The following is a 26,712-nucleotide window of genomic DNA, read 5'->3' on the forward strand; positions in this document are numbered from 1 at the left end:
CGCCCGAGTACGGGGCGGGGCCGGTGTCCTCCCTCGCGTCGCCATTGCCGGATGGATGGCGTTGGCGACGTGTTCAGTCCAACGAGTCTTTGCCGATGGGCGGGAGGAAAAGTGGCCGCACCGTGCAATGCGTCCAACCGGAAATTTCCGGGGCGCGCGGTTCAGCGGCACGCGATGGCATGGCTACCTTGAGGTCGTGGAGGGCAACCAGATCCTCAAGCAGCGCATGGACGCACAGGGCTTCACGCAGACCGAGCTGGCCGAGGCCGTTAACGCTGATCTGCGGGCCGCTGGATATGAGGGCACTGTTAGTGACCGGACAGTGCGCAACTGGCTGACCGGAAAGACTCGCTGGCCGCATCAGCGGCAGCGGGCAGCCTTAGAGGCAGTATTCGGCTGCCCGGTCAACGAACTGGGCTTCGTTCCCCGAGAAGACTCCTCGTGTTCGGTACCGGAGGACCCTGTGCTTCGCCGCCGCTTCATAAGTGCAACCACCGGGGCGGCCATGGCCGCTGCCGGAACCGTCAGTACCGCCCCTGCCTACGCCGCCCAAGCCCGTATCGGAATGAGCGACGTGCAGCGGCTGCTGAGCAAGTTCGCTGTCCTGATCGCGAGCGACCACCGGCACGGCGGAAAGCGCACCATCGAGACGCAAGCTTCTGCCCTCGCGGGGGAAGCCCTCGCGCTTCAGGCACGCGGCAGCGCGAGTCAGCGCGTACGCGGCGCCCTGTACGGCTGCGCCGCTTCATTCACCTCCAGTGCGATGTGGGCGGCCATCGACGGGCGCCGCTTCGATGCCGCTCAACGCCACTTCGACCGGGCATCCAGCCTGGCCTCCATGTCAGGCGACCCCACCATCCAGTTCCGCATCTGGTCGCACGCCGGAAGCCTGTTCCGCCACATGGCCCGCCCTGCGGACGCTCTGGCCGCCAACGACGTGGCCCGCCGACTCCCCATCGCTCGCCGCGATCCGATGTTCGCTTCTCTCGGCCATGCCCGGCATGCCGCCATCCACGGTCTGACCGGGGAGAACCGCGCAGTACGCCAAGCCCTCGGCCACGCTCAGGATGCGCTTCAGCAGGCCGACCCCGGCGAGCAACGCCCGGTGTGGATGAACGCCTTCTACGACCAAGCAGAGCTGGAGAGCTTGGCCTTGGCCGCCTATCTGTCGCTCGCCGCCTACGAGGAGGCCGAAGCCCACGCTCACCGCAGCCTGGCTCTACTCCGTCCCGAGATGCAGCGCTCCCGGGCCATCACTACGGCCCGCCTGGCACACGCTCAGCTCGGCCAGGGCGACATTGAACCCGCTGTGGCCACCGCCATGTCCATCCCTGCCGACCCCGCAGGCCAGCACCCCCGCGTCACCACCATGCTGGACGACTTCGGTAACGCTCTGCGCATCACCGCCCCGTCCAGCGAGCCCGCCCGCACATGGGACCAGTACACCCGAGATTCCCGGAGGAGCCCGCAGTGACTGCTGACAGCATCGAGCTGCGTCACGCTACCGACATCGACACCGTGTGGGACACGCTCATCGAGGTGTACGCCGAGGTCCGCGCCGACCAGCTCCACCAGACGCACTACTCGGTGGAGCGGTACGGGGAGCGCCTGGCCCGGCACGGTTCCGAACCGGGCTGGGAGGCCGTCATCGGCTTCGATGGTGACGAACCCGTCGGCTATGCCTACGTCAACACCATCCAGCGAGATGACCGCTGGTGGCGGCGGATGTCCACACCGCTGCCGGAGGGATGCATCGAGCGATCCACCGTGGCACTGAAGGAGATCATGGTGCGCGTCCCGTGGCGGGGCACCGGAGCCGCCCGCCGCATCCACGACGAGCTGCTGTCAGGACGTCCGGAGGAGCAAGTCTCTCTTCTGGTGAACCCGTTGAACGGCAACGGCAAGGTCAAATCGCTGTACGAGACATGGGGATACAGGGAGGTCAGCACTCAGCAACCTTCGGTGGACGGCCCCGTCCTGACGGCCATGCTGCGTGCCATTCGCGAGCCTTCCCCGGTCGAGTAGCCGGCAGCCACTGACCATCCGCAAACACGCCCGCGCAGCGCTCAACAGCAGTCGGGGTCCAGCCCGGTCGGCAAATCGTCGCCGCCGAAAACTTGAACCGTCGCGTCGTCGCCCCCCAACGCCGCGACGGCCAACAAGAGCGCCGCCGCCGTCCAAGTCGTCCGCTCCTCGGGCCAGATGGCCTCGTCCTCGAAGACGTACCCCGTCCAGTACATGCCGTCCTCGGCGCGCAGATGCCGCATCCAGCGGAGGATGTCCAGCGCGTGGTCCGACTCGCCCGTCGCCCACAGGGCCAGCGCCAGCTCGGCGCTCTCGCCGCCGGTCACCCAGGGGTTGGGGGTGACGCACCGGACGCCGAGGCCGGGGACGACGAACCGGTCCCAGCCCTCCTCGATGCGCTCCTTGGCGGCGGGACCGCGCAGGGCCCCGCCGAGGATGGGGTAGTACCAGTCCATGGAGTAGCGGCTCTTGTCCAGGAACCGCTCGGGGTGCCGGCCGATGGCGTGGCCGAGCCAGCCGGCGGCCAGCTCCCAGTCGGGCTGCGGCTCCTCGCGCCGCTCGGCCAGCGCAAGCGCACACCGCAGGGCCTGATAGACGGACGAGGACCCGGTCAGCAGCGCCTCGGTGCAGGCGGTGCCGTCGGCGTCGCGCTTCCAGCCGATCTGGCCACCGGGCTGCTGGAGCCGCAGTACGAACTCGACGGCGGCCGAAACCATCGGCCACATCCGGTCGACGAAAGCGTCGTCGCCGGTGGACAGATAGTGGTGCCACACCCCGACGGCCGCGTACGCGCAGAAGTTCGTCTCGCGGGTGCGGTCGGTGGGCGCGGCCGCGTCCCCGTCGGCGTAGGCGGCGTACCAGGAGCCGTCGGGCAGCTGGTGGGCGGCCAGCCAGCGGTAGGCGGCCTCGGCGCGGTCGTGTTCGCCCGCGGCGTCCAGCGCCATGGCGGCCTCGACGTGGTCCCACGGGTCGAGATGGTGCCCGCGGAACCACGGTATGGCGCCGTCCTCGCGCTGCCCGGCCAGGATGCCCTCGACGGTCAGCCGGGCCTGCTCAGCGGTCAGCACGCCGGGCAGCACCAGCCGCTCGGTCCGCTCCGGGCTGGTCACTTGGCCGCCGCTGCGGACTCGCCGGCCGGGCTGACCGCATCGTCCAGCTCCGCGAGGCGCGGCAGATGCGGCTTCGTGGCGTAGGCGACGAAGCTCTTGCCGATCAGCGGGTCCAGGGCCCGTTCGGCGAGCCGGGTGGCCAGCGGGCGCTTCATGATGTCCCAGACGAGCAGCTTGTGGTAGGCGCGCACCGGGAGCGCCTTGTCGTTGTCGACGCCGAACGCGCACTTGAGCCACCAGTACGGGGCGTGCAGGCCGTGCGCGTGGTGGGTGCCGTAGGGGCGCAGCCCGGCCTCGCGCAGTTTGGCGAGCAGCTCGGTGGCGCGGTAGATGCGGATATGGCCGCCCTCGACCTCGTGGTAGGCGTCGCTCAGCGCCCAGCAGACCTTCTCCGGTCCATAGCGCGGCACGGTGACGGCGAGCCGGCCGCCCGGTTTGAGTACGCGCACCATCTCGGCGAGGACGCCCTTGTCGTCGTGGATGTGCTCCATGACCTCGGAGATGATGACGACGTCGAAGCTGTCGTCGGGGAAGGGCAGCGCGAGTGCGTCGCCCTCCATGGCGGTCGCGGTGGCGCCCTCGGGAGCCTCGCCCGCCTCGGCCATCGCCGCGAACCAGGTGGCGACCTCGCGGATCTCCTCCGCGTTCCGGTCCAGGGCGACCACGCGTGCGCCGCGCCGGTAGCACTCGAAGGCGTGCCGTCCCGCCCCGCAGCCCAGGTCGAGCACGCGATCGCCTGCGGCGAGCGGGAATCGGGAGAAGTCCACGGTCAGCACGGGGGATCAGCCTTCCACATGGTTTTCGAAGTGCGGGGCGGGGGTGCGGGACGGCCGGTCACCGGCTGTCGGCGGCTACGCGCACCGGCTCGGCGGGCGGCCGCACCACCGGCACCGGCGAGGTCGCACGGGAGGGGGCGCCCATGGCGGCGCGGTAGCACCCGACGGTGTCCACCGCCGCCCGCTCCCAGGTGAACTTCCGCAGCACGCGCTCCCGCCCGGCGGCACCGAGCCGGGCCCGCAACTCGGCGTCGCCCAGCAGCCGTACCAGCCCGGCGGCGAGCGCCCCCGCGTCACCGGGCGGCACCGCGAGACAGGTCTCGCCGTCCCGCCCGGCCACCTCCGGGATGGCGCCGCCGGTGGTGGCCAGCAGCGGGGTGCCCGTCGCCATCGCCTCGGCGGCGGGCAGCGAGAAGCCCTCGTACAGCGACGGTACGCAGGCGACCTGCGCCGAGCGGATCAGCGCGGCCAGCTCGGCGTCGCTGATGCCCTTGACGAACTCCACCGCGCCGGCCAGCCCGTGGGCCTCGATCGCGTCGGCGACCGGGCCTTCTTCGGGGCGTTTGCCGACGACGACCAGCTGGGCCTCGGGCCGCTCGGTGCGCGCCTTGGCCAGCGCCTCGATCAGGAACACCAGGCCCTTGAGGGGGACATCGGCGCTGGAGGTGGTGACGATACGGCCCGGCACCTCGGGCACGGCCGGGTCGGGTGCGAACAGCCGGGTGTCCGCGCCGATGGGCACCACATGGATGCGCTCGTGCGCCACCCCGAGATCGTCGGCGATCTCCTGCCGGGATGAGCCGGAGACGGTGACGACCGAGGGCAGGCGGCGGGCGACGCGGCGCTGCATCCGCGTGAAGCCGTACCAGCGGCGGACCGAGGCGCTCTGCCGCCAGCCGGTGGCCGCCTCCAGTTCCAGCCGGCGGTCGACGGTGATGGGGTGGTGGATCGTGGTCACCAGCGGCGCGCCGAGGGCGCGCGGGCCGCCGAGGAGGCCGTAGCCCAGCGTCTGGTTGTCGTGGATGACGTCGAACTCGCCGCGCCGTGCTGCCAGATGGCGGCGGGCGCGCAGCGAGAAGGTGAGCGGCTCGGGGAAGCCCCCGGTCCACATCGTGCCGACCTCCAGCAGGTCGACCCAGTCCCGGTACTCGTCCCGCCTCGGTGTGCGGAACGGGTCGGGCTGGCGGTAGAGATCGAGGCTGGGCAGCTCGGTGAGGGCGAGCCGGCCGGGCGCCCCGCCGTCGGGCAGTTCGTCCAGCACCGGGTACGGCTGGGCGCCGATGACCTCGACGCTGTGGCCGAGGCGGGCGAGTTCCCTGGACAGATGGCGTACGTAGACACCCTGGCCGCCGCAGAAGGGGTTGCCCTTGTACGTCAGCAGCGCGATGCGCAGCGGGCGGTCGGTTACGGCCTCTGCGGTCACTCGCGGCCCCCTTCGTCACTGCGTTCCGCCGGAGCGTAGCCGCTCGCGCTAACCTAGAACAAGTTTCAGGATTGACTTTCGGGAGGGACGGGCCCCGGCACCGGTGGCGCCGCGGACTCGTGCCCGGACTCCAGAATTTACCGGCCAGTCACTTCGGGCGAGCCGCCGGAGCAGGTGATTCGCGCCACCTCGGCGGCGCCTGCAACAATGCACGGCTCCCCACAGGGCTTCAAGAACGCCACGGAAACGGGACCAACAACGCGATGCCGACACCGCCGCAGCCCAAGCCCAAGCCCAGAGGCGGGACCGCACCTCTGCTGTCCGCGTCCTCCTCGCCCTCCTCGTCGTCCCCCTCGCCTTCGTCGTCCCGCTCGTCTTCGTCGTCCCGCTCGTCTTCGTCGTCCCGCTCGGCTTCCTCGCCGTCCTCCGCTGCCGGCTCGGCGTCTCCGCCGTCCCCGCCGCTGACCGAGCGGCAGGAGGCCCGGCGGCGCCGCATCCTGCACGCGAGCGCGCAGCTGGCGCGGCGGGGTGGTTTCGACGCGGTGCAGATGCGGGAGGTCGCCGAGTCCTCGAACGTGGCGCTCGGCACCCTCTACCGCTACTTCCCCTCCAAGGTGCATCTGCTGGTCGCCACCATGCAGGACCAGTTGCAGCACATGCACGAGACGCTGCACAAGCGGCCCCCCGAGGAGACGGAAGCGGCGGCGCGGGTCGCCAAGACCCTGATGCGCGCCTTCCGCGCGTTGCAGCGGGAGCCGCAGCTGGCGGACGCCATGGTGCGGGCCCTCAACTTCGCGGACCGCTCGGTCAGCCCGGAGGTGGACACCGTCTCCCGGCTCACCACGGCGATCATTCTGGACGCGATGGGATTGGAGGGCCCGCCCACCCCCGAGCAGCTCTCGGCCGTCCGCGTCATCGAGCACACCTGGCACTCGGCCCTGATCACCTGGCTCTCCGGCCGGGCCTCGATTGCGCAGGTGAAGATCGATATCGAGACCGTGTGCCAGTTGATCGACGTTACGCGGCCGTCGCCGCCGCGCTGATGGTTGGCCGGGGCCCGCTGGTGGGACCCTCGCGATATTTCGGGTAGGGGGTGCCCCTGCCTGCTATTCGCGGGCTGCGGGTGCTTTGTGGTTGCTCGCGCAGTTCCCCGCGCCCCTTCGGGGCGCGCGCAGCCTGCCTCAGGACGCGCAGAGCGAGTGCCCCAACTGTGAGCACTCGTAGAAGACTTCGCGCCCGCTGCGGTTGCGGGTGGTCAGGCCGCTTTCGTGGAGCACCTTGAGATGCTGGTTGACAGCGCCCGGCGTCATGGACAGCCGTCGCGCCAGGATGCTGGTGGTCGCGGCTTCGCTGAGGGCGACCAGGATCCGGGCGCGGGTGTGGCCGATGAGGGCGCTGAGCGCGTCCGGGGTGGGAACGACCCCCTGTGACCAGACCGTGCCGACACCGGGCGCCGGATATATCAGGTACGGCTGATACGGCTCGGCCATCACGGGCGTGTCCGGCCAGTGGAAGACGCTCGGTACGAGAACCATGCCGTCGCCGTCGAGAGGGCCGCTGCGCCGCCAGGCCCGGGTACGGACCCGCAGCCGGCCCTCGGCCCAGCTGATGTTCGGATGCAGGTCGTTGAACATCGCGCCGGCGCCGTCGCGGGCCAGCTGCCGGGACCGGCGCAGCACCTCCGACTCGAACAGCCCCCGGATCTGCGGCCAGAACTCCGCCAGCGCCACATCCCAGTACCGGCGCAGCTCGTCGGCCGCGCGGGCCACACCGGCGGCCGGATCGGCGAGGAACTCCCGGACGGGCGGAGTGTCGGCGCCGGGAACCCGGCTCGCCTCGCGGGCGGCCTCGTCCGGGTCCGCCGCGGCGACCAGCTCCAACTCGGCGTCGACGTCGGGCAGCGGGCGGGTCGGCGGCGGGGTCAGGAAGTCGGCGATGTACGGGCCGAGCGGCACCAGTGCGAGCAGCAGCCGTAGATCGAGTCCGGCGAGCCGGGGCCGGACGGCGTGGATCCACGGCAGATGCAGCCCGTGCCGGCCGGGATCCTGCAGCGTACGCAGGCTCGCCACCGCCTCGGACACCGGGGAGAACGCGAACCTCAGGCGGGCGAGGTCGGCGGAGGTGAAGTCGAACTCCGCATACGAGGATTCAGCCACAGCTGAAACATTTACGGAGCCGGGGTCCCCTGGTCAACCATCGCTCCATGACGAAGAACCGCTTCCACGAGTCCCTCACCACCGACAACGCCGCGCTCCTGCTGGTGGACCACCAGATCGGGCTGTTCACCGGCGTACGCGACATCAGCGTGGGCGAGCTCACGCACAACGTGACCTCTCTGGCCAAGGCCGCGCTCCGGCTGAACCTCCCCCTCGTCGTCACCACCACCGCGGCCGACAGCATGTGGGGACCCCTCATCCCCGAACTGCGCGCCGTACTGCAGGAAGGGGGCGTCGAGGTGATCGACCGGAGCACGGTCAACGCGTGGCACGACGACCGGGTCCGCAGTGCGATCGAGGCGACCGGGCGCGACAAGATCCTCATCGCCGGGGTCTCCGTCGAGGTCTGCGCCGCGTTTCCCGCGATTGCCGCGACCGCCGAGGGATACGGGGCCTATGTCGCCGTCGACGCCTCGGGCACGTTCTCCGCGACCAAGCGGGAGACGGGTTTGCTGCGGCTTCAGCAGGCGGGGGTGGTCGTGAGTGACTACGCCTCCCTCGTCGTCGAGATGCTCGCCGACAATGCGGATCCGCTCGCGCCGGGTGTGTATGCGGATTTGGATATGCCGTTCGCGGGTCTTGTGGGGCAGCTTGCGGCTGCTGCACGTCGCTAGTTGCGGATAGGGGGTACCCCTGCCGGACGCTCGCGGACTGCGGCTGCCCTGTGGTTGCTCGCGCAGTTCCCCGCGCCCCTTACGGGGTGGGTGCGCACACGTCGCGGGTGTCGAGGAGGTTGCTGAAGAAGGTCTCCGGGCGGGTGGTCAGGGCTTGTTGGCGTTCGGGGGCGGTGATCGGTACGGCGTTGAGGATCCGTACGGGGGCGGTGCCGGTCTCGATGACGGCGGGCTGACCGATCGTCCAGGGGCCGGCCAGGAAGACGCTGTGGCAGCCGGGGAAGGTGGGGATCTCGTCGGTGAAGCTGACGATTTCTCCCCAGCCCAGCGGCTCTCCGCGCGTCCAGGGGTACGCGGCCAGGTTCGCGAGCCGCATTGCGAGCTGCTGTTCGTCACCGGGAGCGAGGGGGCCGCGCCGGAAGAGGCGGAGTTCGGCGCGGCCGCCGTCCGCGTTCTCCGCACGGGGCGGCATGGCGTGGGCCGACATGCCGATCGTGGCGAACGTGGTGGTGGCGCCCTGCCCCGCCGCGTCGTAGAGCATCACGTCGAGCCGTTCGAGGGGCGGCGGGCCCTGGTCGAAGGTGATGCCGTCGCGTTCCTCTCCCCACTCGTCGCGCAGGGCACGGAAAACGTCACGGAGTATCGGGGGAGCTGACACGTCCGTGATCCTAGCCGGGCCGCTCAACGCCCCCGCCCCGACGGGGTGAAGCGGACGGGGGTGCCGGGGGCGGCCTGCGCCGCGGCGCTCAGCGCCTCGGGCGGGACGACGCCGATGACGGGGTAGCCGCCGGTCGTCGGATGGTCGGCGAGGAAGATCACGGGACGTCCTTCGGGCGGCACCTGTATCGCGCCCAGCGGCATCCCCTCGCTCGCCAACTCCCCCTCCCTGGCCCGGGCGAGGGCCGGGCCCTCCGTCCGCAGGCCGATCCGGTTGCTGGCGGCGGACACCCGGTAGGTACCGGTGACGAGCGTGCGCAGCCCCTCCGCGGTGAACCAGTCGTCCCGCGGCCCGAACCCGACGGGCAGGACGAGTTCACGCGGGGGCGCCAGCCAGGGCGCCGTGTCGGGCACGGTGCGGCCCGCCGGCGGGCACGCGGTCGGGGTGCCTAGCGGGCGCACCTCTCCGTCAGTCAGCGGTGCCGGGCCGAGTCCGGAGAGCAGATCGGTGGCGCGGCTGCCGAGCACCCGTTCGGCGTCGACTCCCCCGGCGAAACCCAGATAAGAGCGCACCCCATGGGTGGCGGCGCCCACGTCGAGTACCGCGCCGGCCCGCAGCCGCACCGGCTGCCCCCAGGGCGCAGGCCGCCCGTCGACCGTCACCGGGCAGGGCGCCCCGGTGACCACCGCGACGGTGGGGCCCAGCGCGCGGACCGTACAGCCGGTGAGGGTGGTCTCCAGCGTCGCCGCGGTCTCGGGGTTGCCGAGCAGCAGATTGGCCAGCCGGTGCGCGGCCAGGTCGAGCGCACCCGAGCGGGGCACGCCCAGGTGCGCGTATCCGGGGCGGCCCAGGTCCTGGACGGTGGTGAGCACACCGGCCCGTACGGCCTCGAGCCCGCCCTCGGCCATCACGGCCGCTCCCTTGCGGTCCGGGTCTCGTCGCCGCCGGACCCGGCCGGCCTGCCCAGACCGGCCGGTCGGTCCGGTTGGTCCGGTCGCTCCGGTCCGGCCAGACCGTCCGGTCGGTCAGGTGGATCCAGTCCGTCCCGCCCGTCCAGTCCGTCCAGTCCGTCCAGTCCGTCCGGTCCGTCCATGGGGACGAAGCGGACGCGGGTGCCGGGGGCCAGCAGGGCCGCCGGGGTGCGGTCGGTGTCCCACAGCACCGTCTCGGGCGCCGTCCCGATCAGCTGCCAGCCGCCGGGCGAGGAGCGCGGATAGACGCCGGTGTAGGCGCCGGCGAGCCCGACGGCACCGGCCGGGACCCGGGTGCGCGGGGTGGCGCGCCGGGGCACGTGGTACCGCTCGGCGAGCCCGGTCAGATAGCCGAAGCCGGGCGCGAAGCCGCAGAACGCGACGCGGAAGTCGGTGGCCGCGTGCCGACGGGCCACCTCCTGAGGAGTGACACCCCAGAGCGCGGCGACATCGGCGAGGTCGGGGCCGTCGTAGCGGACGGGTATCTCCACCGCGTCGTCGTTGCCCCCCGTCAGCTGCGGTACGTGCCAGCCGGGCAGCTCGGCGGCCAGCCGCCGCGCCGCGCCGCTGTCGGCGAACTCGTCGAGCAGCACGGTCCTGGCCCCGGGCACGATCTCGCGGACCGGCGGCAGGCTGCCGTCGGCCCGGCGGCGCAGCAGCTCGGCGTGGAGGGCCTCGGTCTCCTCGGCCGTCGGGAGCTCGACCAGCAGGCCCCGGGTTCCCACCGGCCGGACGACGGGCCGGATCACGGGTGGGGCGGGGGCGGCGGTCGGGTCGGCCGGGGTGCTCACGTGAAGGCCCGTACCTGTACGCCCGCCGTGGCCAGCTCCTCGCGCACCCGGCGGGCCAATTGGGCGGCGGCGGGAGTGTCGCCGTGCACGCACAGCGAGCGGGCTCCGGCCGGCAGCACGGTGCCGTCGGCCGCGACGATCTCGCCGTCCCTGGCCAGCCGCACCGACCGCTTGACCACGTGCTCGGGGTCGTGGAGCACGGCGCCCGGTTCGGAGCGCGGCAGCAGCGTGCCGTCGGGCCGGTAGGCGCGGTCGGCGAACGCCTCCTCGACGGTGGGCAGCCCGGCCTCCGCCGCGGCCGCCAGCAGCCGGGAGCCCGGCAGCCCGAGCACGGGCAGCGGCCCTCCGCCGCCGGTCGCGGCGCCGGACAGCCGTACGCCCGCCACGACGGCGGCGGCCTGCTCCTCGTCGTGCACGGCGCGGTTGTACAGGGCGCCGTGCGGTTTGACGTAGGCGACGGCCGAGCCTGCCGCGCGGGCGAACACCTCCAGGGCACCGATCTGGTACGCCACTTCGGCGGCCAGCTCGGCGGCGGGTACGTCCATGGCCCGGCGGCCGAAGCCGGCCAGGTCCCGGTAGGAGACCTGCGCGCCGATGCGGACGCCGCGCTCGACGGCCAGCTCGCAGACGCGGCGCATGGTGACGGGGTCGCCGGCGTGAAAGCCGCAGGCGACATTGGCGCTGGTGACCGAGGCGAGCAGGGCCTCGTCGTCGGTGAGCTGCCAGCGGCCGAAGCCCTCACCGAGGTCGGCGTTAAGGTCGATCTTCCGGTCCATCAGCAGCAACGTAAGCGATTGTTGAACAATCCGGCAAGGTCCCCGGCGAGCTCGTACTCCGCGGCCGTCGATCCCCTGCCGCAGCCGGGCCCGGCCGGCGCCCGCTCACCCAAGGGAGACCACGATGACCGCCGACCCGTCCGCCGCCCTCTCGGAGCTCGCCGCCGACCGGGGACTGCTCGGGCGCACGAGCACCGCCGAGCGTGTCGCGGCCATCCTGCGCGAGCGCATCGCCCAGGGCTCCTTCCCGCCCGGCACCCGGCTCTCCGAGGAGCGGATCTGCAGCGCCCTGGGGGTCTCGCGCAACACGTTGCGGGAGGCCTTCCGGCTGCTGACCCACGAACGGCTGCTCGTCCACCGGCTCAACAGGGGCACCTTCGTCCGCGTACTCACCGATACCGACATCCGCGACATCTACCGCGTACGACGCCTGGTCGAGTGCGCCGCCGTACGCGGGCTGGGTGAGCCGCCGTACGACGTGACGGAGGTGCGGGCAGCCGTCTCGGCGGGCGAGAAGGCCGCGGCCGACGGGCAGTGGCAGGAGTGCTCCACCGCGAACATCCGCTTCCACCAGGCGCTGGCCGCACTGGCCGGGAGCCCCCGCACCGACGAGATGATGCGCGGAGTACTGGCCGAACTGCGGCTCGCCTTCCACATCATGGGCGACCTGCGCCGCTTCCACGACCCGTATCTGGCCCGCAACCAGGAGATCACCCGCGCCCTGGAGGCGGGCGACGCGGCGGGTGCGGAGCGGCTGCTGGACGCCTATCTGGCGGACTCGCTGCGGCAGCTGCTGGACGCGTATCCGGAGGAAGCCGCCGACGAGTGAGCCCCCTCGGGGGTGCCCGGGAGTGAGATGCCTCACTCTTGTCGGATCGTTCAACAATCCCCTAGCCTCCCGAGGAATCGCTCACGGAAGGCGGACGACATGATCGTTCTCCTCGGCGTCCTCGTAGTGGTCCTCGGCTTCGCGACGCGCCGCAACCCCCTGCTCGTCGTCGGCGTGGCGGGGATCGTCACCGGACTGCTGGCCAAGCTCTCCCCCGTCGAGATCCTCCGGACCTTCGGCGAAAGCTTCGCGTCCAGCCGCTCGGTGACGATCTTCGCCATCACGCTGCCCGTCATCGGCCTGCTGGAGCGCAACGGCCTTCAGCAACAGGCCCGTACGCTCATCGGCAAGCTCGGCACCAAACTCACCACGGGGCGCTTTCTGACCCTGTATCTGCTGCTGCGACAGGTCACCGCCGCCGTGGGGCTCCAGACCATCGGCGGGCCCGCGCAGAGCGTCCGGCCCATGATCGCGCCGATGGCGGAAGCCGCCACCGAACGCCGGAACGGAGGGCGGCCGCTGCCCGAGAAGGTCCGCGAGAAGGTCCGCTCGCACGCCGCGGGCACCGACACCGTGGGGCTGTTCTTCGGTGAGGACTGCTTCTTGGCCATCGGCTCCATCCTGCTGATCACCGGCCTGGTCAACAGCACCTACGACACACACCTGGAACCGCTGCACCTCGCCTTGTGGGCGATACCCAGCGCCGTGTGCGCCTTCTTCATCCACGGCGGCCGGCTGCTGCGGCTGGACCGCACGCTGGAGCGCGAACTGGTCACCGCGAACGCGCAGCTGGCCGTCGAGCGGGAGGACGCGATGGGCCGTGGCGAGGGTGCGCTGGGCTCTGGCGAGGGCGCGCTGCGCCGTGGCGAGGAAGGCGGGGCCGCCAAGTGATCAAGTCCGAGTGGTTCTTCTGGCTCGTCGGCGCGGTCTTCCTCGCCATGGCGGCACAGATGGTCTTCGACCGCACCAATCCCAAACGGCACGGCACCGCCGCCTTCTGGGGTCTGCTGGGCCTGTGCTTCTTCTACAGCACCTGGGTCAACGAGAAGTCCCTGCCCGCCGAACCGCTGGGCGTGGCCGTCCTCGTCCTCATCTGCCTCGGCGGCTTCAACCTCACCGGCAAGGGCAAGCCCGACACCACCAGCGAGAGCGAACGCACCCGGCTCGCCACCCGCTTCGGCGGCAAGCTGTTCATCCCCGCGCTGACCATTCCGCTGATCGCCATGGTGTGCGCCGTACTCGCCGACAAGTGGACGATCGGCGGTGAGCCGCTGCTGGAGAAGGGCAGCGAGACCATCCTCGGCCTCGGCCTGGGCGCCATCGTGGCGCTGGGCGTGGGCATGTGGGTACTGCGTGAACGCCGGGCGAGCGTGCCGCTGCACGCCGGCCGCGGGCTGCTGGAGTCGATGGGCTGGGCGCTGCTGCTTCCCCAACTGCTGGCCGTACTCGGTGCGATATTCCAGGCCGCGGGCGTCGGCACCCAGGTGCGGAAGATCACCGAGTCGGTGCTGCCCGACGGGCAGAAGCTGGCCGCCGTGGCGCTGTACTGCGTCGGCATGGCCGTCTTCACCATGATCATGGGCAACGCCTTCGCGGCCTTCCCCGTCATGACCGCCGCCATCGGCTGGCCCGTGCTGATCGAGCAGATGAACGGCGACCCGTCCGCCGTGCTCGCCGTCGGCATGCTCGCCGGATTCTGCGGGACGCTGTGCACCCCGATGGCGGCCAACTTCAACCTCGTACCGGCGGCCCTGCTCGAACTGAAGGACCAGTACGGGCCGATCAAGGCCCAGGTGCCGACCGCCGGGGCCATGCTGGGCTGCAACATCCTCATCATCTATCTCTTCGCGTTCTAGGCGCCCGGGGGCGCCCGCTCGGTGAGCGGGCGCCCCCGTGTGCTGCTCACCGAGCGGAGCTCTTGCACATGTCTTCCGTGTCATCCGCGTCTTCCGGGTCTTCCGGGTCTTCCGCGTCTTCCCGGTCTTCCGGGGCTTCCGCGTCGTCCGTCAAGGTGCTGGTCACCGGGTTCGCGCCGTTCGACGGTGCGGAGGTCAACCCGTCCTGGCAGGCCGCCGAACTGCTCGCCGCCGAGCCCCCGGCCGGACTCGACATCAGCGCCGTACAGCTGAGCTGCGTCTTCGGTACGGCACTCGACGAACTGCGCGACGCGGTGCACGCCGCCGGGCCCGACCTGGAGTTGGTCGTCTGCCTGGGGCAGGCGGGCGGACGCCCCGACCTCACCGTCGAGCGGGTGGCCATCAACGTCGACGACGCCCGGATACCCGACAACGCCGGCCGGCAGCCCGTGGACGAACCCATCGTCCCCGGCGGCCCCGCCGCGTACTTCAGCACCCTGCCGATCAAGGCGTGCGTCGCTGCCGCCCGCGACGCCGGGATCCCCGCCTCCGTCTCCCAGACGGCCGGCACCTTCGTGTGCAACCACGTCTTCTACGGCCTCGCCCACCTGCTCGCCACCGAACGGCCCGAAGTGCGGGGCGGCTTCGTCCACGTTCCGTACTCCCCGCACCAAGTGGCGAACCGCCACCCGGCGCCGCCCTCCCTCTCCGTCCCCGACGCCGTACGCGGCCTCACCGCCCTCCTGACCACTGCCGCGCACACCACCGTTGATCTGCGCGAAGCGGGAGGGGCGACACATTGAGTACGGGATCGGATGCGGGGGGCGCTGAGAGGGCTGCGGGGGTCGCGAGGGCTGCGGAGAACGCGGGGGCCGCGGAGGTGGCGGGGGTCGGGGAGACGGCACGGGCCGCGAGGGGCGCAGGGGAGACCGGGGAGGCGGCGAGGGCCGCTGGCGCCGCGAGGGCCGCGGACGTGGCGGGGGCCGGGGAGGCGGTGAGGGCTGCGGGGACCGCGGGGACGGCTGGTGCCGCGAGAGCCGGGGAGACCGCGGCAGCTGCGGATGGGGCGGGGGCCGCGGGGACGGCTGGCGGCGCGGGGGCTGCGGAGACTGCGGGGGCCGCGGATGTATCGAGGGCAGCGGAGGCGGCGGACGCGGCGAAGGCTGCGGAGATGGCGGGGGCGGCGAAGGTGCCGGCGCCTGGAGGGGAGGCGCCGGCACCGATGCCGGACGGGGGCGGGGCGGCCGCAGGAGGGGGCACGGGGGTGGCGGGCGCGGAGGCGCTGGCGGAGCGCGCCGGGCGGTTCGCCGAGGTGGCCCTCGCCAACATCACCCGCGAGTACCCGAACGCTCCCGCCCATCTGCTCGCCGGCCCCGAAGAACTCGTCCCGCCACGTGTACTCCATCCCGCGTTCTACGGCGCCTACGACTGGCACTCGTCCGTCCATATGCACTGGCTGCTCCTGCGGCTGTTGCGGATCGCCTGGCGCGGCGAGGACCCGGGCGGGCCCGGGGCGGTTGGCCAGGGATCGGTTGGGCACGCGGCAGCGGGGCGTGCGGCGTCGGAGCACTCGGCGGTGTGGGCGGCAGTGGTCAACGCGCTGAACTCCCATCTCACCCCCGAGGCCCTCGCGGTCGAGACCGCCTACCTCCGCGCCCATCCCTCCTTCGAGCGCCCCTACGGCTGGGCCTGGCTACTGGCGCTCGCTGGAGAGAGCACTGCTCTGCTTTCGGAGCTGGAGGGGGATGGAGCGGCGCTCGCGAGGGAGAGCGGTGCTCTCGCCGGGGTGGGAGCGGGGCTCGCGGGAGAGAGCAGTGCACCGGACTCGGAGCATGCGGCGGAGAGAGCGGGGTTCGCGAGCGAGAGCGGTGCTCTCGCCGGGGAGGGAGCGGCGCTCACCGGGGAGAGCACTGCTCCGGATCCAGAGCGCACGGCCGAGAGAGCAGGGCCCGCAAACGAGAGCAGCGCTCGCGCCAGGGAGGGAGCGGCGCTCACAGGGCAGAGCACTGCCCCCGACCCGGAGCGCGCGGCGAAGAAGGCGGCGCCCGCCCACGAGAGCAGCGCTCTCGCCAGCGATGGAGCGGCGCTCACCCGAGAGAGCACTGCTCCGGATCCAGAGCGCACGGCCGAGAAAGCAGCGCCCGCAAACGAGAGCAGCGCTCTCGAAATGGTGCGGCAGTGGCGGGCCGCATTGGCACCCGCGGCCGAGGTGGTCGGCGAACTGGTGCTGGCGTGGCTGCCGAAGGCGACCTATCCCATACGGCACGGTACGCACGCGAACAGCGCCTTCGCGCTGGGGCTCATCCTGGACAGCGCCGAACGCGCGGGCCAGCGGCGGCTGGTGGGGCCGACGGCGGCGAAGATACGCGAGTGGTACGTCCCCGACCACGGTGCCGCCACCCGGTGGGAGCCGTCCGGGCAGGACTTTCTCTCGCCGTTGCTCTGCGAGGCGGACGCGGTGCGGCGGGTGCTGCCGCAGGGGGAGTTCGCCGGGTGGCTGGAGCGGTTCCTGCCGGAGCTGAACAGTGCCGGCGGAGGGGAGTTCCTCCCGCCACCGCGGATCTCGGATCCGGCCGATCCGCAGCTGGGGCATCTGCTCGGTCTCTGTCTGAGCCGGGTCGTCGCCCTGCGCGGTATCGCCGACGCGCTCCCGTCCGGCGACCCGCGCGTAGCCACCCTCACCGTGGCGGCCGAGGCCAATCTGGCGGCGGGGCTGCCGGCGACCACATCGGGCGACTTCACCACGGATCACTGGCTCGCGACGTTCGCCACACTCGCCCTCGGCAGCGGGGTCACTGCCTGACAGTGTTCACCGCCTCGCAGTAGGCGCACCGGCAAGCCGGCGAGCGGCGCCGAGAGGTTCAGCTCAGCAGCGGGCGGACCTCCTGGGCGGCGAAGCGGACGAACGCCTCCGGGTCGGGTTCGTCCGCCGTGGGCTGGAGGATGACGGTGTCGGCGCCGGCCTCGATGGCCTGGCCGACCGCCTCGGCCACCGTCGCGGCGTCGCCCGCGACGCCGGGTCCGGTGGCGGGGTCGTGGCCCTCGCGGGCAAGTTCGGCCCGGAGCCTGGCGGCGGCGTCGGGGCCGGTGGCGGTGTTGAGGTAGTGGACGACCTCATGGTCGTCGGTGCGGCCGGCCGTCGCACGCCCCTCGTCGATGAGCTGCCGCGCGCGGCGGATGCCCGCGAGGGAGGTGTTGGCGTCGAGCACCGTACCGTCGGCCGCCTCGCCGCTGAGCCGTAGTGAACGCGGCCCGCGGGCGCCCGCGAACACCGCCGTGTCCGGAGCCGCAGCCGATGCGAGGTCCGTCCCGGCGGCCCGGGCGGCGTCCGTCTCAGGGGTCCGGGCGGGCGGCCAGTCCAGGGCGACGCCGTCCAGCCGCACGTACCGGCCCTCGACCGTGACCCGCTCGCCGCGCAGCAACGCCCGCATGGCGTTCAGGTGTTCGCGCAGCAGGGTGACCGGCGAGTCGGCGCGTGCGCCGACCTGGCCCATCCAGTCCTGTACGCCGTGGCCGAGCCCCACCGCGAACCGGCCGGGGAAGAGGCGGCGCAGGGTGGCGGTCTCCATGGTGGTCAGCGCGACGTTGCGCAGCGGGACGGGCAGCAGTCCGACGCCCACCCGCAGCCGCTCGCTCCAGGCGAGGGCGGCGGCGGCCGTGGCGATGCCGCTCTCCAGGAAGCAGTCCTCCCACAGCCACAGTTGTTCCAGCCCGGCCTCGTCGGCGGCACGGACGACGCTTCGCAGACGTTCGGGGGGCAGTTGGGGCCGGAAGACCGCACCGAGAGCACCGACAGCACCAAAAGATGTCATACGGCTGTTCCTATCCCGCCGTACGCGCTCTCGGCAACGGGATACCGGCCCCAGCGGCGGCGGGACGGTGCCCCCCGTACACCGCCCCGCCACTCAACTGGGAGAGGCCGTCCCGGCCTCGGCGTCGGGCAACAGCCGGTCAGCCCGCCCCGGCCCGCCACTTCCGCGAGTTGCAGAAGCGGTCGTCACTGGGTTCGGGCTTGTCGTGGTCCAGGCAGATCCGGAATGTGTACGTCTTGTTCTCGTTGAGGTTCCACGGCGACCCGTCGGCGGCGCCTTTGGTGAGGCAGGTTCCACTTCCGCCGGCGGCCATCACGTAGCGGTAGCTGCCGTCGGGGTTGATGACGTAACCGACCGCGCGCCAGCCGTCCTCCTGCTCGTCGCAGACCTCCACCACGTCACCGTTCCGGGTGAAAGTGAGTTTGCCGCCGGGGCGGTCGTCGGTGGTGTTCACTTTGTGGTCCGCGGCATGGGCACTGGTGGCCATGGCCAAGGAGGTCGCCAGTGCGGCAACGGCGACACCGGCGGTCTGAAACGTACGCTTGAGAATCATGGTTTCCCCCCATTCGAATACCGGGTTCCCGACTGGAACTGCGCGTGTTGTTACGGTTTTTCACCGGTAAAGTTTGTAGGCGTTGATCACACCCTGCTTGCCGTCGCCGTATTGCTTTGTCTCGGTGACGACGATGAAGCGGTATTCCGGATTGCACTCCTCGAACCACTCGCTCTTGTACGTCTTGCTCGTACCTGCGCGATCCACGTCGTCCGGATTCTGCAGCGTGGTACCGATCATTCCGTCCCACCAGGCGTCCCAGCGGTTCTTCGCGTCAAGTTTCCGTTTGCCCCAACCACCGGTGTCCGGGTCCCATCGTCCGCACCTCAGGGGCATGGTGCTCTCTTGCTCGACGCCGTTATAGGTCTTCACCCGATGCCCCTGTGTCTCACCCGCGCATGGGCCGCCCTTGCCCTCGTCCGCCCCCTCTGAAGGAGCGTCGGGCTGGTTGTCGTCCGGCCGATGGAGCTCGTCGGGATATGTGCGCCCCGCTACCGTCAGCGGACCCGGCCCCTCCCGAGGGTCGGGACCCGGCCAGACATTTGCCGAGTCCTGAGGCCGACCTTCCTGGGCGAAGGCGGGGTCGACGGCCCCCGTCGCCGCAAGTAACGTGGCAGTGAAGGCAATTACGGTGAATGACTTGCCGGCTCGGCCACCGGCAGCCGCAGCCGCAGTCGCGGTGCCGCGTAATGCAACCGTTCTGTGTTTCATGCAGAATTCCCCCTTGACCGTCGACCTCAATTGCCCAGTCTGTTCGGCGCTGTTGCAGAGAAGGTCCGTCAGAAAGACCGTAGAAGACGACGTGGCCCACGGCCAATGTGCACGGTGCTCAACTCCTGGGCCTATTTGTGCACGGTGCTCAGACGGTCCGGAGGGCGGTGATGTGGAGGGCGTGGACGACATCGTGGATTCCGCCGCCCGTGGTCAGCAGATCACGGCCGAGCCGGGCTTCGGCGGTGCGCAGGTGGGCCCGTACGGTGTTGCGGCTGATGCCGATACTCCGGGCGGCCTGCTGGGCGTCGGTGTTGGCGTCGATCCAGGCCTGCAAGGTGCGGCGCTGCGGGTCGTGCAGCGGCCTAAGGAACGTTCGGGCCCAGGCGCCCGCGCGTTCGCCGCGCAGCAAGTCGTCCAGGGCCGGGGGCGGCTGATTCTCGTCCGGTTCGGGGGTGGTGGCGCCGCTGGTGAGGGCGAGGGCCAGGTGGACGGCGGCGCGGGAGCGGACATCGGACAGGTCCAGGCCCAGGGCCTGTTCGGCGCGAGTGATGTGCGCGGTGACTGTGTTGCGGCTGAGGTCGAGCAGACGGGCCACAGCCGCACGGGGCATGCCCATGAGAAAGCGGGTGATGTTGACGGTGGTCGTCGGGAGGGAGTCCAGCGGGCGCAGTAGGACACGGGCCCAGGTGAGAGCGGCGCGGCGGGGCAGGAGACCGTCCAGCGGCGTCTGCCCCTGGTAGAAGGCCACTCGGCCGGACGAGGTGCGGGCGGCGGCCAGGGCGTGCGCGGCCTGGCTGTAGGCCCCGGCTGTCGCGTCGAGCGGATGCGGGGCGCTGACACCCAGCGCATAGCCGGGGTTGTCCCGAACCAGACGGCGCAGCGCTTCGCCCCGGCCGCCGACCCGGCCGCCAGGACCGTCCGCGTCCCGGCCGCCGGGGCTGTCCGCGTCCCGATCGTCGGCGTGGTCGGCATCGTCGGCGTCGTCGGCGACGAGACAGATCAGGTGCTCCTTGAAGACGGGGCACTGCACCATCAGGTCCCGGCCGTGGTAGCCGGAGGGATCCTGATGGGCCCGCTCGACCCGGTCGCGGTCGGCCGGCGGGCAGTGCAGCAGATGGACCCGTAGCCGGTCGGCCTCCAGCAGCGGTGGAACGGCACCGGTTGTCATACGGCGGGCCAGTACTGGCTCTCCCGCCAGCAGCGCCGAGAGCACCGCGAACCGCAACTGGCGTGCCTTGTACTGGAAGGCACGCCAGGTCCGTTCGCCGTTCTTGCCGTGGCGCAGGAGTGTGATGACGCTGCCCGCGTGCGAGATCAGCGCCACCGCCTCCGGGCTCGGCGCCGACCGGGCGGCAGCCACCAGCAGCAGGCGTGACTCGGGCGTACCGAGGGCTTCGCAGTGCACGTGCCACGCGTCGATCTGGGTGGCGGCCGCGGCCAGCTGCCCGCCGGATAATCGCGTGAGCAGCGTGGCGAGCGGACGCAGAATCTGCTCCGGAAAGCCCGCGGTGGACGACCACAGCGTGGCGGCGTCGTCCTCGACCAGCCCGACGTGTGCGCCGGTCTGCCGGTGCAGCCGGCCCAGGATGTCCCGCAGATTCGGTTCGGTTCCGCGGGATGCCTGACGTCTCACCTCACGCAGCAATCCGTCGAGTCCTCGGGCGTACCAGCGCTCATCCGCCACGTCCACCACGGCCCCCAGCCCTCCGTGTGAGCTCCCCTGCCTGCCTTCACCATTGCGCCCCGGCTGCGAAGCGCTGTCCAGCTCCACTGCGGACTTCCGCGTCCACTTCGGACTTCCGCGTCCACTTCGAACTTCGTCCGCTTCGGACTTCCGCGGTACGTACGGCAATTGGCAGGCGCGGCGTCACTCCTCCGGTGGGAACACCGGCTCGCCCGTACTGGCGAGGGTGATGGAAATGGCCTCGGCGGGGCAGGTCTCGGCGGCGGCCAGTACCTCTTCACAGGGTTCGCGGTCGGGGCTGACGGGGTGGGACTGGCGGGCGGCGTCCAGCCGGAACTCCTCCGGCGCGCCGCCCACACACATCCCCGAGCCGATGCACAGTTCCCGGTCCACCTCGACGTGCCAGCGGTCAGCCATCGGCGCTTCGTCTCCTCCTGGTTGACTCTCCCGGTTGCCTCTCCCGATTGTCACTCCCTGTCGCCTCTCCCGCAGGCGGACTCAGGCGTCCGCGGGCAGGTGGATCATCTTGTGCTCCAGATACTCGGCGTATCCCTCGGGGCCGAACTCGCGGCCGATGCCGGAGTTCTTGTAGCCGCCGAACGGGCCGAACATGTCGAGGCTGAAGGTGTTGACGGAGTAGGTACCGGTGCGGACGCGGCGGGCGACATCGATGCCGTGTTCGGTGTCGGCGGTCCATACGCTGCCGGAGAGGCCGTAGTCGGAGTCGTTGGCGATGCCGACCGCCTGTTCTTCGTCGTCGTACGGCAGCAGACAGATGACGGGGCCGAAGATCTCCTCGCGGGCGATGCGCATGGAGTTGTCGACGTCGCCGAAGAGGGTGGGTTCGACATACCAGCCGGTCGGCATGTACTCCGGCCTACCCCCGCCCGCGAGGACCTTGGCGCCCTCCTCCTGGCCGAGGGCGATGTAGTCGAGGGAGCGGCGACGCTGGCGTTCGGCGACCAGGGGGCCCACCTCGGTGGCCGGGTCGAGCGGGTCGCCGACGGTCAGCGCGTCGGCGGCGGCCTTGAAGCGCTCGGCGATCTCGTCGTAGTGGCTGCGCGGCGCGAGGATCCGGGTCTGGGCCACGCACGCCTGGCCGTTGATCATCCAGGCGAACGGGGTGATGCCGGCGACGGCCGCGTCCAGGTCGGCGTCGGGCAGGATGACGGCGGCCGACTTGCCGCCCAACTCCAGGGTGACCCGCGTCAGATTGCGCGCTGCCACCTCCATGACCCGCTTGCCAGCGGCCACCGAGCCGGTGAAGGACACCTTGTCGACGCCCGGGTGCCCGACCAGGTACTCGCTCACCTCGCGGTCGGCCGGCAGGATCGACAGCACGCCCGGGGGCAGCCCGGCCTCGTCGGCGATCTCGGCCAGCAGATAGGCGTCCAGCGGGGTCTCCGGCGAGACCTTCAGGATCGCCGAGCAGCCGGACAGCAGCGCGGGCGCCAGCTTCGCCGCGGCGGTGAACTGGGGCACGTTCCACGGCACCACGGCCGCCACCACACCCACCGGCTCCCGGCGCACCAGCAGCGGGCCGAGCACCCCGGCCCTGCGTTCCTCGTACGGGAAGTCGGCGGCGATCTTGAGGGCGGCGTCCCACACCATCATCGCGGCGAGGGACTGGACCATGACGGCGGAGGTGTACGGGGTGCCGTTCTGTGCGCTGATGACCTTGGCGATCTCCTCGCTGCGCGCGGCGAACGCGTCCTTGATACGGGTGACGGTCTCGATCCGTTCGGCCAGCGGGCGCTGCGCCCATACGCCGGAGTCGAAGGACTCGCGGGCGGCGCGTACGGCGCGGTCGACGTCCTCCCGTGCGGCGTGCGGGACGCGGCCGATGGGCTGCTCGGTGTGCGGCGAGACCACCTCGATGGCCTCGTTGCCGGCCGGGTCGGTGAAGGTGCCGCCGATGTAGAGCTGCCGGTGCTCGGCGTACGCGATGCCGCCGCCGCTTCCGCCCGGGTCGGCAAGACCGCCAAGGCCGTTGGGGTTGCTGGGGGTGTCCGTCATGAGCGTGCCCTCCCTCTCCCGCCGGCCTTCGGCAGCCGCGGTGCTGTGACGCCCGACACTTTCCTGACAGCGCATCAGAACTAGTACCAGTTCTAGTTCTAGGGGACAATGCCTCTGCCGGACCGCCGGCCGTCACAACCGCGCACGGAACCCGGGGGAGCCGCCGCCCATGACGAACGGACCGAAGGCCGTCGACCACGGACCGCAGGTCACCGACCACGGGGGCGGGATCTGGAGCATCCCCGTACCCATCCCTGACAACCCCCTCGGACACACCCTCGTCCATGTGATCGAGACGGACGCGGGACCCGTGCTGGTCGACACCGGCTGGGACGACCCCGCCTCCTGGCAGACCCTCGCCGACGGGCTCGCCGCGTGCGGCACCTCCGTCGACGCACTGCACGGTGTGCTCGTCACCCACCACCACCCCGACCACCACGGCCTCTCGGCGCGGGTACGGGAGGAGTCGGGCGCCTGGATCGCCATGCACGCGGCGGACGCCGCCATCGTCCGCCGTACCCGCAGCTCGGACCGGGGCCAGTGGCTCGGCTACCTCGCCGAGAAGCTCGCGGCGGCCGGCGCCCCGGACACGCATACGGCACCGCTGCGCACGGCCCTCGCCGAAGGCCGCGGCGGCACACTGCCCGGGGCACGGGCCGTACTGCCCGACCGGGAGATAGAGCCCAACGAACTGCTCGCCCTGCCGGGCCGGCGGCTGCGCGCGGTCTGGACTCCGGGGCACACACCGGGACATGTATGCCTGCACCTGGAGGAGCAGCACCCCGGCGGCCCGGGCCGGGCAGGGCGGCTGTTCTCCGGCGATCACCTGCTGCCGACGATCAGTCCGCACATCGGCCTGTACGAGGACCCGGACAGCGACGAGATCACCGATCCGCTCGGCGACTATCTCGACTCCCTGGAGCGCGTCGCCAGGCTGCGGCCCGCCGAGGTACTGCCCGCGCATCAGTACGCGTTCCCGGATGCGCAGGCCCGCGTCGACGAGCTCACCGCTCACCATGCAGAGCGCCTCTCCGATCTGAGAGCGCTGCTCTCGGAGCGGGACCTCACCCCCTGGCAGCTCGCCGAGGCCATGCGCTGGAACCGCCCCTGGGAGGAGATCCCGTTCGGCTCCCGCAACATCGCCGTGGCCGAGGCCGAGGCCCATCTGCGCCACCTGGTCAAGCTCGGCCACGCCGAAGCCGTCCCCGGCAGCACCCCGGTCACCTACCGCGCCACCGACTGACACCCCGGACCGTGCCACCGGCTGACACCCCGGACGAAGCGGGACCGGCCCGACGGAACGGCCGGGTTGGCGGTCCGGCTACAGTGGCCGACAGCCAGACAACGCCTCCGACCGAGGGGAAGCCGGTGCGAATCCGGCGCTGACCCGCAACCGTGAGCGGTCCGCCACCTCGTCGCCGTACGTCGGCCGCGGTCGTATCCCGCGACCCGGCGCACGCGCACGAACGGCAGGCCGCGAGCCGGAGCACCCGGGCGGAGGTGGGCTCCTGTGGCCGAACCAGGCCACCGGCCCGTCGAGGTATACGGAGCCGAGCCCGGTGCGCCGCGGTGCGGGACGCGTCATCGCGAGTCCCGTCGGCGGGGCGGCCGTGCCCGGCTGCGGTCCGCTCCTTCCGTCACCGAAAGGCACTCGCAATGTCACCGCGCCGCCGCCGCGCCACGGTCCTCGCCGCCGCCACCGTGCTGTGCGCGACAGCCGCACCCGTGGCATCCGCCGCCCCGTCCCTGGCATCCGCCGCGCCCGCCACATCCGCGGCGCCCACCGCGACGGTCGCCGCACCCGCCGCGGCCGCCGCACCCGCCGTCGCCGCGAAGCCGGCCAAGCTGCCGGACGGTCTCTACGGGACGGCCGACCCGAAGTACGACGGCGTATGGCGGCAGTCGATGGCGCTGCTCGCGCTGGACGGCGCAGGCGCCGTACCCGCGAAGAAGGCCGTGGACTGGCTCGCCGAACAGCAGTGCGCCGACGGCTCGTTCACCGCGTACCGCGCCGAGGCCGGGAAGAAGTGCGACCCGGACGCCACCCCCTCCGACACCAACGCGACCGCCCTCGCCGTCCAGGCGCTGGCAGCCGTCGGCGGCCGCAGCGAGGTGGTGCGGGAGGCGGTGGAGTGGCTGACCTCGGTGCAGAACAAGGACGGCGGCTGGGGCAGCGCGCCGCGTGCCGCCTCGGACGCGAACTCCACCTCGCTGGTCATCGGCGCCCTGCACGCCGCGGGCAAGGACCCGTCAAAGGCAACCGCGCAGGGCGGCCAATCCCCCTACGACGCGCTGCTGTCCTTCCAGCTCAGCTGCGGCTCCAAGGGCATCGAGGACGCCCCGGGCCAGCAGGGCGCCTTCGCCTACCAGCAGGACAAGAAGGGCAGGCTCACCCCGAACAACGACGCCACCGCCGCCGCCTCGCTCGCCGCGCTGGGCGAGGGCGCACTGCCCGAACCGTTGGCGAAGGACTCCAAGGGCGCCGGGGACAAGCCGGTCGAGCCGCTGAAGTGCGCCTCGGGCAGCGAGAAGAGCGGAAAGGGCGTTCCGGGCGGACGCGAGGGAGCAGCGGACGCCGGCGCCGCGTATCTGGCCGCCACGCTGAAGAAGGAGGGCGGCCACTTCAGCTCGGTGACGCCCGGGGCCGACAAGGAGCAGCCCGACTACGCGAACACCGCGGACGCCGTGATCGCGCTGGCCGCGGGCGGCCACCGGAATCCGGCCACGTCCTCTCTGAACTGGCTCGCGAAGAACCTCGACAAGTGGGACAAGTCCAAGAACGATCCCGCCGCCATCAGCTCCCTCATGCTCGCCTCCCGCGCCGCAGGCGGTGACCCCACCGAGCTCGGCGGCACCAACCTCCTCTCCCGCCTCAACGACACCGGCCCGAAGCCCGCCAAGATGCCGGCCGACGACGCCGGCTCCTCGTCCTCCGACAAGAAGGACGACGGCGCCACCATCCCCGTCTGGGCCTTCGTCCTGGTTGGCCTCGCCGTCGGTGCCGGCTTCGGCATCCTGCTGAGCGGCCGCCGCAAGAGGCAGCAGTTGTGAGGGCCCGGGCACGACGGAGGTCTCCCCGGCTCGGAGTCCGCCGGGGAGTCCGGGGAACTGCGATAACCGTGCAGGCCGCCGTCCTCACCGCCCTGTTCCTGCTCCCGGGCACCACGGAGAACGCCTCCGCGACGGCAACCGCACCCGCACCCGCAACAACCGTCTCCGCAACCGCCGCCACATGGGCCGCCGCGCACCCGGCCGCCAACACCGACGGCTACCGCTACTGGTCGTTCTGGCACCGGAAGGAGGACGGTTCCTGGTCGTACGCCACCGAGGGGCCGGCCACCGAGCGCCCCGCGGACGGCGACACCCTGGGCTTCCGGTTCGCTCTGAGCGAGAACTCCCAGCAGGCCGACAAACCCCGCGGCGCCGTCACCTTCGCCGACGCCTGCGCCAAGACGACGCCCAAGGCGGGCAGCAAACGGGTCGCCGTCCGCATCGACTTCGGCACCCGCGCCGACGCCCCCGAGGGCGAACCCAAGTCCCCGCCCGCTCCCCATACCGGCTGCGCGCGCATACCGGCCAACGGCACCGCAGCCGACGCCCTCACCAAGGTCGCCACCCCGCTGCGCTACAACTCCCAAGCCCTGCTGTGCGCCATCGACCACTACCCCGCCAAGGGCTGCGGCGAGCAGGCAAAGGAGAACAGCAAGAGTGAGCAGCGCGACGGAAGCGGCTCGGGTGACGGACGAGGCGAGAGCGAAGGCGGCAAGGCCGGCAACGGCGGCCAGGACGACGGCATCTCGACGGGACTGGGCGTGACCGCGGGTGTCGCCGCCGTGGGCATCCTCGGCGCCGCGGCCCTCTGGCAGGCGCGCCGCCGAAGGCACTGACC

Annotated in this window: 26 protein-coding genes and 1 pseudogene; 13 read left to right on the top strand and 14 right to left on the bottom strand. The window is 71.8% G+C overall.

The features are described 5' to 3' along the window. Positions 1-196: 196 nt before the first annotated feature. Both ACQEU8_RS28875 and ACQEU8_RS28880 read left to right on the top strand, forming a co-directional pair. Entirely contained in the window at positions 197-1,474 is a 1,278-nt protein-coding gene (locus tag ACQEU8_RS28875) for a helix-turn-helix domain-containing protein (RefSeq protein WP_433106190.1), read from the top strand. Beyond that, positions 1,432-2,025 carry a GNAT family N-acetyltransferase gene (locus ACQEU8_RS28880; protein WP_433106192.1) on the top strand — a complete coding sequence of 198 codons (594 nt, stop codon included), beginning with the start codon at positions 1,432-1,434 and terminating at the stop codon, positions 2,023-2,025. Before ACQEU8_RS28875 ends, ACQEU8_RS28880 begins: the two co-directional genes overlap by 43 nt. Positions 2,026-2,066: 41 nt before the next feature. On the opposite strand, the gene ACQEU8_RS28885 is transcribed toward ACQEU8_RS28880, so the two are convergent. The 3 genes from ACQEU8_RS28885 to ACQEU8_RS28895 are packed head-to-tail and all read right to left on the bottom strand — an operon-like array spanning position 2,067 to position 5,333. After that, on the bottom strand, positions 2,067-3,134 hold the full coding sequence (locus ACQEU8_RS28885) for a prenyltransferase/squalene oxidase repeat-containing protein (protein ID WP_433106194.1): 1,068 nt from the start codon (positions 3,132-3,134) through the stop codon (positions 2,067-2,069). Then, positions 3,131-3,910 carry a methyltransferase domain-containing protein gene (locus ACQEU8_RS28890; RefSeq protein ID WP_433106196.1) on the bottom strand — a complete coding sequence of 260 codons (780 nt, stop codon included), beginning with the start codon at positions 3,908-3,910 and terminating at the stop codon, positions 3,131-3,133. Before ACQEU8_RS28890 ends, ACQEU8_RS28885 begins: the two co-directional genes overlap by 4 nt. 58 nt (positions 3,911-3,968) lie before the next feature. Continuing rightward, complete coding sequence (locus tag ACQEU8_RS28895; protein ID WP_433106198.1) at positions 3,969-5,333, bottom strand: glycosyltransferase family 4 protein; 1,365 nt, start codon at positions 5,331-5,333, stop codon at positions 3,969-3,971. Positions 5,334-5,596: 263 nt separating this feature from the next. Here ACQEU8_RS28895 and ACQEU8_RS28900 point away from each other — a divergent pair, with 263 nt between their 5' ends. Then, positions 5,597-6,376, top strand: a complete 780-nt coding sequence (locus ACQEU8_RS28900; protein ID WP_433106200.1) for a TetR family transcriptional regulator — start codon at positions 5,597-5,599, stop codon at positions 6,374-6,376. 138 nt (positions 6,377-6,514) lie between these two features. Here ACQEU8_RS28900 and ACQEU8_RS28905 read toward each other — a convergent pair whose 3' ends face one another. Beyond that, positions 6,515-7,489: an ArsR family transcriptional regulator gene (locus ACQEU8_RS28905; RefSeq protein ID WP_433106202.1), complete on the bottom strand. Its 975-nt coding sequence runs from the start codon at positions 7,487-7,489 to the stop codon at positions 6,515-6,517. A 47-nt stretch (positions 7,490-7,536) separates the two neighbouring features. Between ACQEU8_RS28905 and ACQEU8_RS28910 the strand changes: the two genes are divergently transcribed. Beyond that, positions 7,537-8,163: an isochorismatase family protein gene (locus tag ACQEU8_RS28910; protein ID WP_433106204.1), complete on the top strand. Its 627-nt coding sequence runs from the start codon at positions 7,537-7,539 to the stop codon at positions 8,161-8,163. A 79-nt stretch (positions 8,164-8,242) separates the two neighbouring features. On the opposite strand, the gene ACQEU8_RS28915 is transcribed toward ACQEU8_RS28910, so the two are convergent. Genes ACQEU8_RS28915 through ACQEU8_RS28930 form a run of 4 tightly spaced genes read right to left on the bottom strand, consistent with a single transcriptional unit; the run spans position 8,243 to position 11,359 of the window. Beyond that, complete coding sequence (locus ACQEU8_RS28915; protein ID WP_433106206.1) at positions 8,243-8,821, bottom strand: suppressor of fused domain protein; 579 nt, start codon at positions 8,819-8,821, stop codon at positions 8,243-8,245. Between the two features lie 23 nt (positions 8,822-8,844). Then, on the bottom strand, positions 8,845-9,729 hold the full coding sequence (locus ACQEU8_RS28920; RefSeq protein WP_433106208.1) for a biotin-dependent carboxyltransferase family protein: 885 nt from the start codon (positions 9,727-9,729) through the stop codon (positions 8,845-8,847). Beyond that, positions 9,729-10,538, bottom strand: coding sequence for a 5-oxoprolinase subunit B family protein (locus tag ACQEU8_RS28925; protein ID WP_433108800.1), 810 nt, complete (start codon positions 10,536-10,538; stop codon positions 9,729-9,731). Before ACQEU8_RS28925 ends, ACQEU8_RS28920 begins: the two co-directional genes overlap by 1 nt. Before the next feature lie 41 nt (positions 10,539-10,579). Further along, complete coding sequence (locus tag ACQEU8_RS28930) at positions 10,580-11,359, bottom strand: LamB/YcsF family protein (RefSeq protein WP_433106210.1); 780 nt, start codon at positions 11,357-11,359, stop codon at positions 10,580-10,582. A gap of 124 nt (positions 11,360-11,483) precedes the next feature. Between ACQEU8_RS28930 and ACQEU8_RS28935 the strand changes: the two genes are divergently transcribed. The 6 genes and pseudogenes from ACQEU8_RS28935 to ACQEU8_RS28960 all read left to right on the top strand — a co-directional run bounded on the left by ACQEU8_RS28935 (position 11,484) and on the right by ACQEU8_RS28960 (position 16,847). Further along, positions 11,484-12,188, top strand: coding sequence for a GntR family transcriptional regulator (locus ACQEU8_RS28935; RefSeq protein ID WP_433106212.1), 705 nt, complete (start codon positions 11,484-11,486; stop codon positions 12,186-12,188). A 99-nt stretch (positions 12,189-12,287) separates the two neighbouring features. Continuing rightward, positions 12,288-13,079 carry a DUF969 domain-containing protein gene (locus tag ACQEU8_RS28940; RefSeq protein WP_433106214.1) on the top strand — a complete coding sequence of 264 codons (792 nt, stop codon included), beginning with the start codon at positions 12,288-12,290 and terminating at the stop codon, positions 13,077-13,079. Next, the gene (locus tag ACQEU8_RS28945; RefSeq protein WP_433106216.1) at positions 13,076-14,044 is read left to right on the top strand and encodes a DUF979 domain-containing protein; all 969 of its coding nucleotides are present in this window, start codon (positions 13,076-13,078) and stop codon (positions 14,042-14,044) included. Before ACQEU8_RS28940 ends, ACQEU8_RS28945 begins: the two co-directional genes overlap by 4 nt. A gap of 68 nt (positions 14,045-14,112) precedes the next feature. Next, positions 14,113-14,847, top strand: a complete 735-nt coding sequence (pcp, locus tag ACQEU8_RS28950; RefSeq protein WP_433106218.1) for a pyroglutamyl-peptidase I — start codon at positions 14,113-14,115, stop codon at positions 14,845-14,847. 419 nt (positions 14,848-15,266) lie between these two features. After that, a pseudogene (locus ACQEU8_RS28955) lies at positions 15,267-15,767 on the top strand (DUF2891 family protein); the annotation flags it as partial. Between the two features lie 63 nt (positions 15,768-15,830). Beyond that, positions 15,831-16,847: a DUF2891 family protein gene (locus ACQEU8_RS28960; protein ID WP_433108802.1), complete on the top strand. Its 1,017-nt coding sequence runs from the start codon at positions 15,831-15,833 to the stop codon at positions 16,845-16,847. A 58-nt stretch (positions 16,848-16,905) separates the two neighbouring features. Here ACQEU8_RS28960 and ACQEU8_RS28965 read toward each other — a convergent pair whose 3' ends face one another. The 6 genes from ACQEU8_RS28965 to ACQEU8_RS28990 all read right to left on the bottom strand — a co-directional run bounded on the left by ACQEU8_RS28965 (position 16,906) and on the right by ACQEU8_RS28990 (position 22,823). Next, the gene (locus ACQEU8_RS28965) at positions 16,906-17,856 is read right to left on the bottom strand and encodes an LLM class flavin-dependent oxidoreductase (RefSeq protein WP_433106220.1); all 951 of its coding nucleotides are present in this window, start codon (positions 17,854-17,856) and stop codon (positions 16,906-16,908) included. A gap of 139 nt (positions 17,857-17,995) precedes the next feature. Further along, positions 17,996-18,409, bottom strand: a complete 414-nt coding sequence (locus tag ACQEU8_RS28970; RefSeq protein WP_433106222.1) for a hypothetical protein — start codon at positions 18,407-18,409, stop codon at positions 17,996-17,998. A gap of 60 nt (positions 18,410-18,469) precedes the next feature. After that, positions 18,470-18,781, bottom strand: a complete 312-nt coding sequence (locus ACQEU8_RS28975; protein WP_433106224.1) for a hypothetical protein — start codon at positions 18,779-18,781, stop codon at positions 18,470-18,472. A gap of 487 nt (positions 18,782-19,268) precedes the next feature. Then, entirely contained in the window at positions 19,269-20,816 is a 1,548-nt protein-coding gene (locus ACQEU8_RS28980) for a helix-turn-helix domain-containing protein (protein WP_433106226.1), read from the bottom strand. 174 nt (positions 20,817-20,990) lie between these two features. Further along, a complete protein-coding gene (locus ACQEU8_RS28985) occupies positions 20,991-21,224 on the bottom strand; it encodes a ferredoxin (RefSeq protein WP_433106228.1) in 234 nt (77 codons plus the stop codon). Between the two features lie 81 nt (positions 21,225-21,305). After that, positions 21,306-22,823 (bottom strand): aldehyde dehydrogenase, encoded by a 1,518-nt coding sequence (locus ACQEU8_RS28990; protein WP_433106230.1) that lies wholly within the window; start codon positions 22,821-22,823, stop codon positions 21,306-21,308. A 169-nt stretch (positions 22,824-22,992) separates the two neighbouring features. Here ACQEU8_RS28990 and ACQEU8_RS28995 point away from each other — a divergent pair, with 169 nt between their 5' ends. From ACQEU8_RS28995 to ACQEU8_RS29005, 3 genes are all read left to right on the top strand, one after another. Next, a complete protein-coding gene (locus ACQEU8_RS28995) occupies positions 22,993-24,066 on the top strand; it encodes an MBL fold metallo-hydrolase (protein ID WP_433106232.1) in 1,074 nt (357 codons plus the stop codon). A 413-nt stretch (positions 24,067-24,479) separates the two neighbouring features. Further along, the gene (locus ACQEU8_RS29000) at positions 24,480-25,874 is read left to right on the top strand and encodes a prenyltransferase/squalene oxidase repeat-containing protein (protein WP_433106234.1); all 1,395 of its coding nucleotides are present in this window, start codon (positions 24,480-24,482) and stop codon (positions 25,872-25,874) included. A 68-nt stretch (positions 25,875-25,942) separates the two neighbouring features. Further along, complete coding sequence (locus ACQEU8_RS29005; RefSeq protein ID WP_433106236.1) at positions 25,943-26,710, top strand: SCO2322 family protein; 768 nt, start codon at positions 25,943-25,945, stop codon at positions 26,708-26,710. Positions 26,711-26,712: the final 2 nt, after the last annotated feature.

The organism is Streptomyces sp. CA-250714, from assembly GCF_050936705.1.
Classification (GTDB): Bacteria; Actinomycetota; Actinomycetes; order Streptomycetales; family Streptomycetaceae; genus Streptomyces.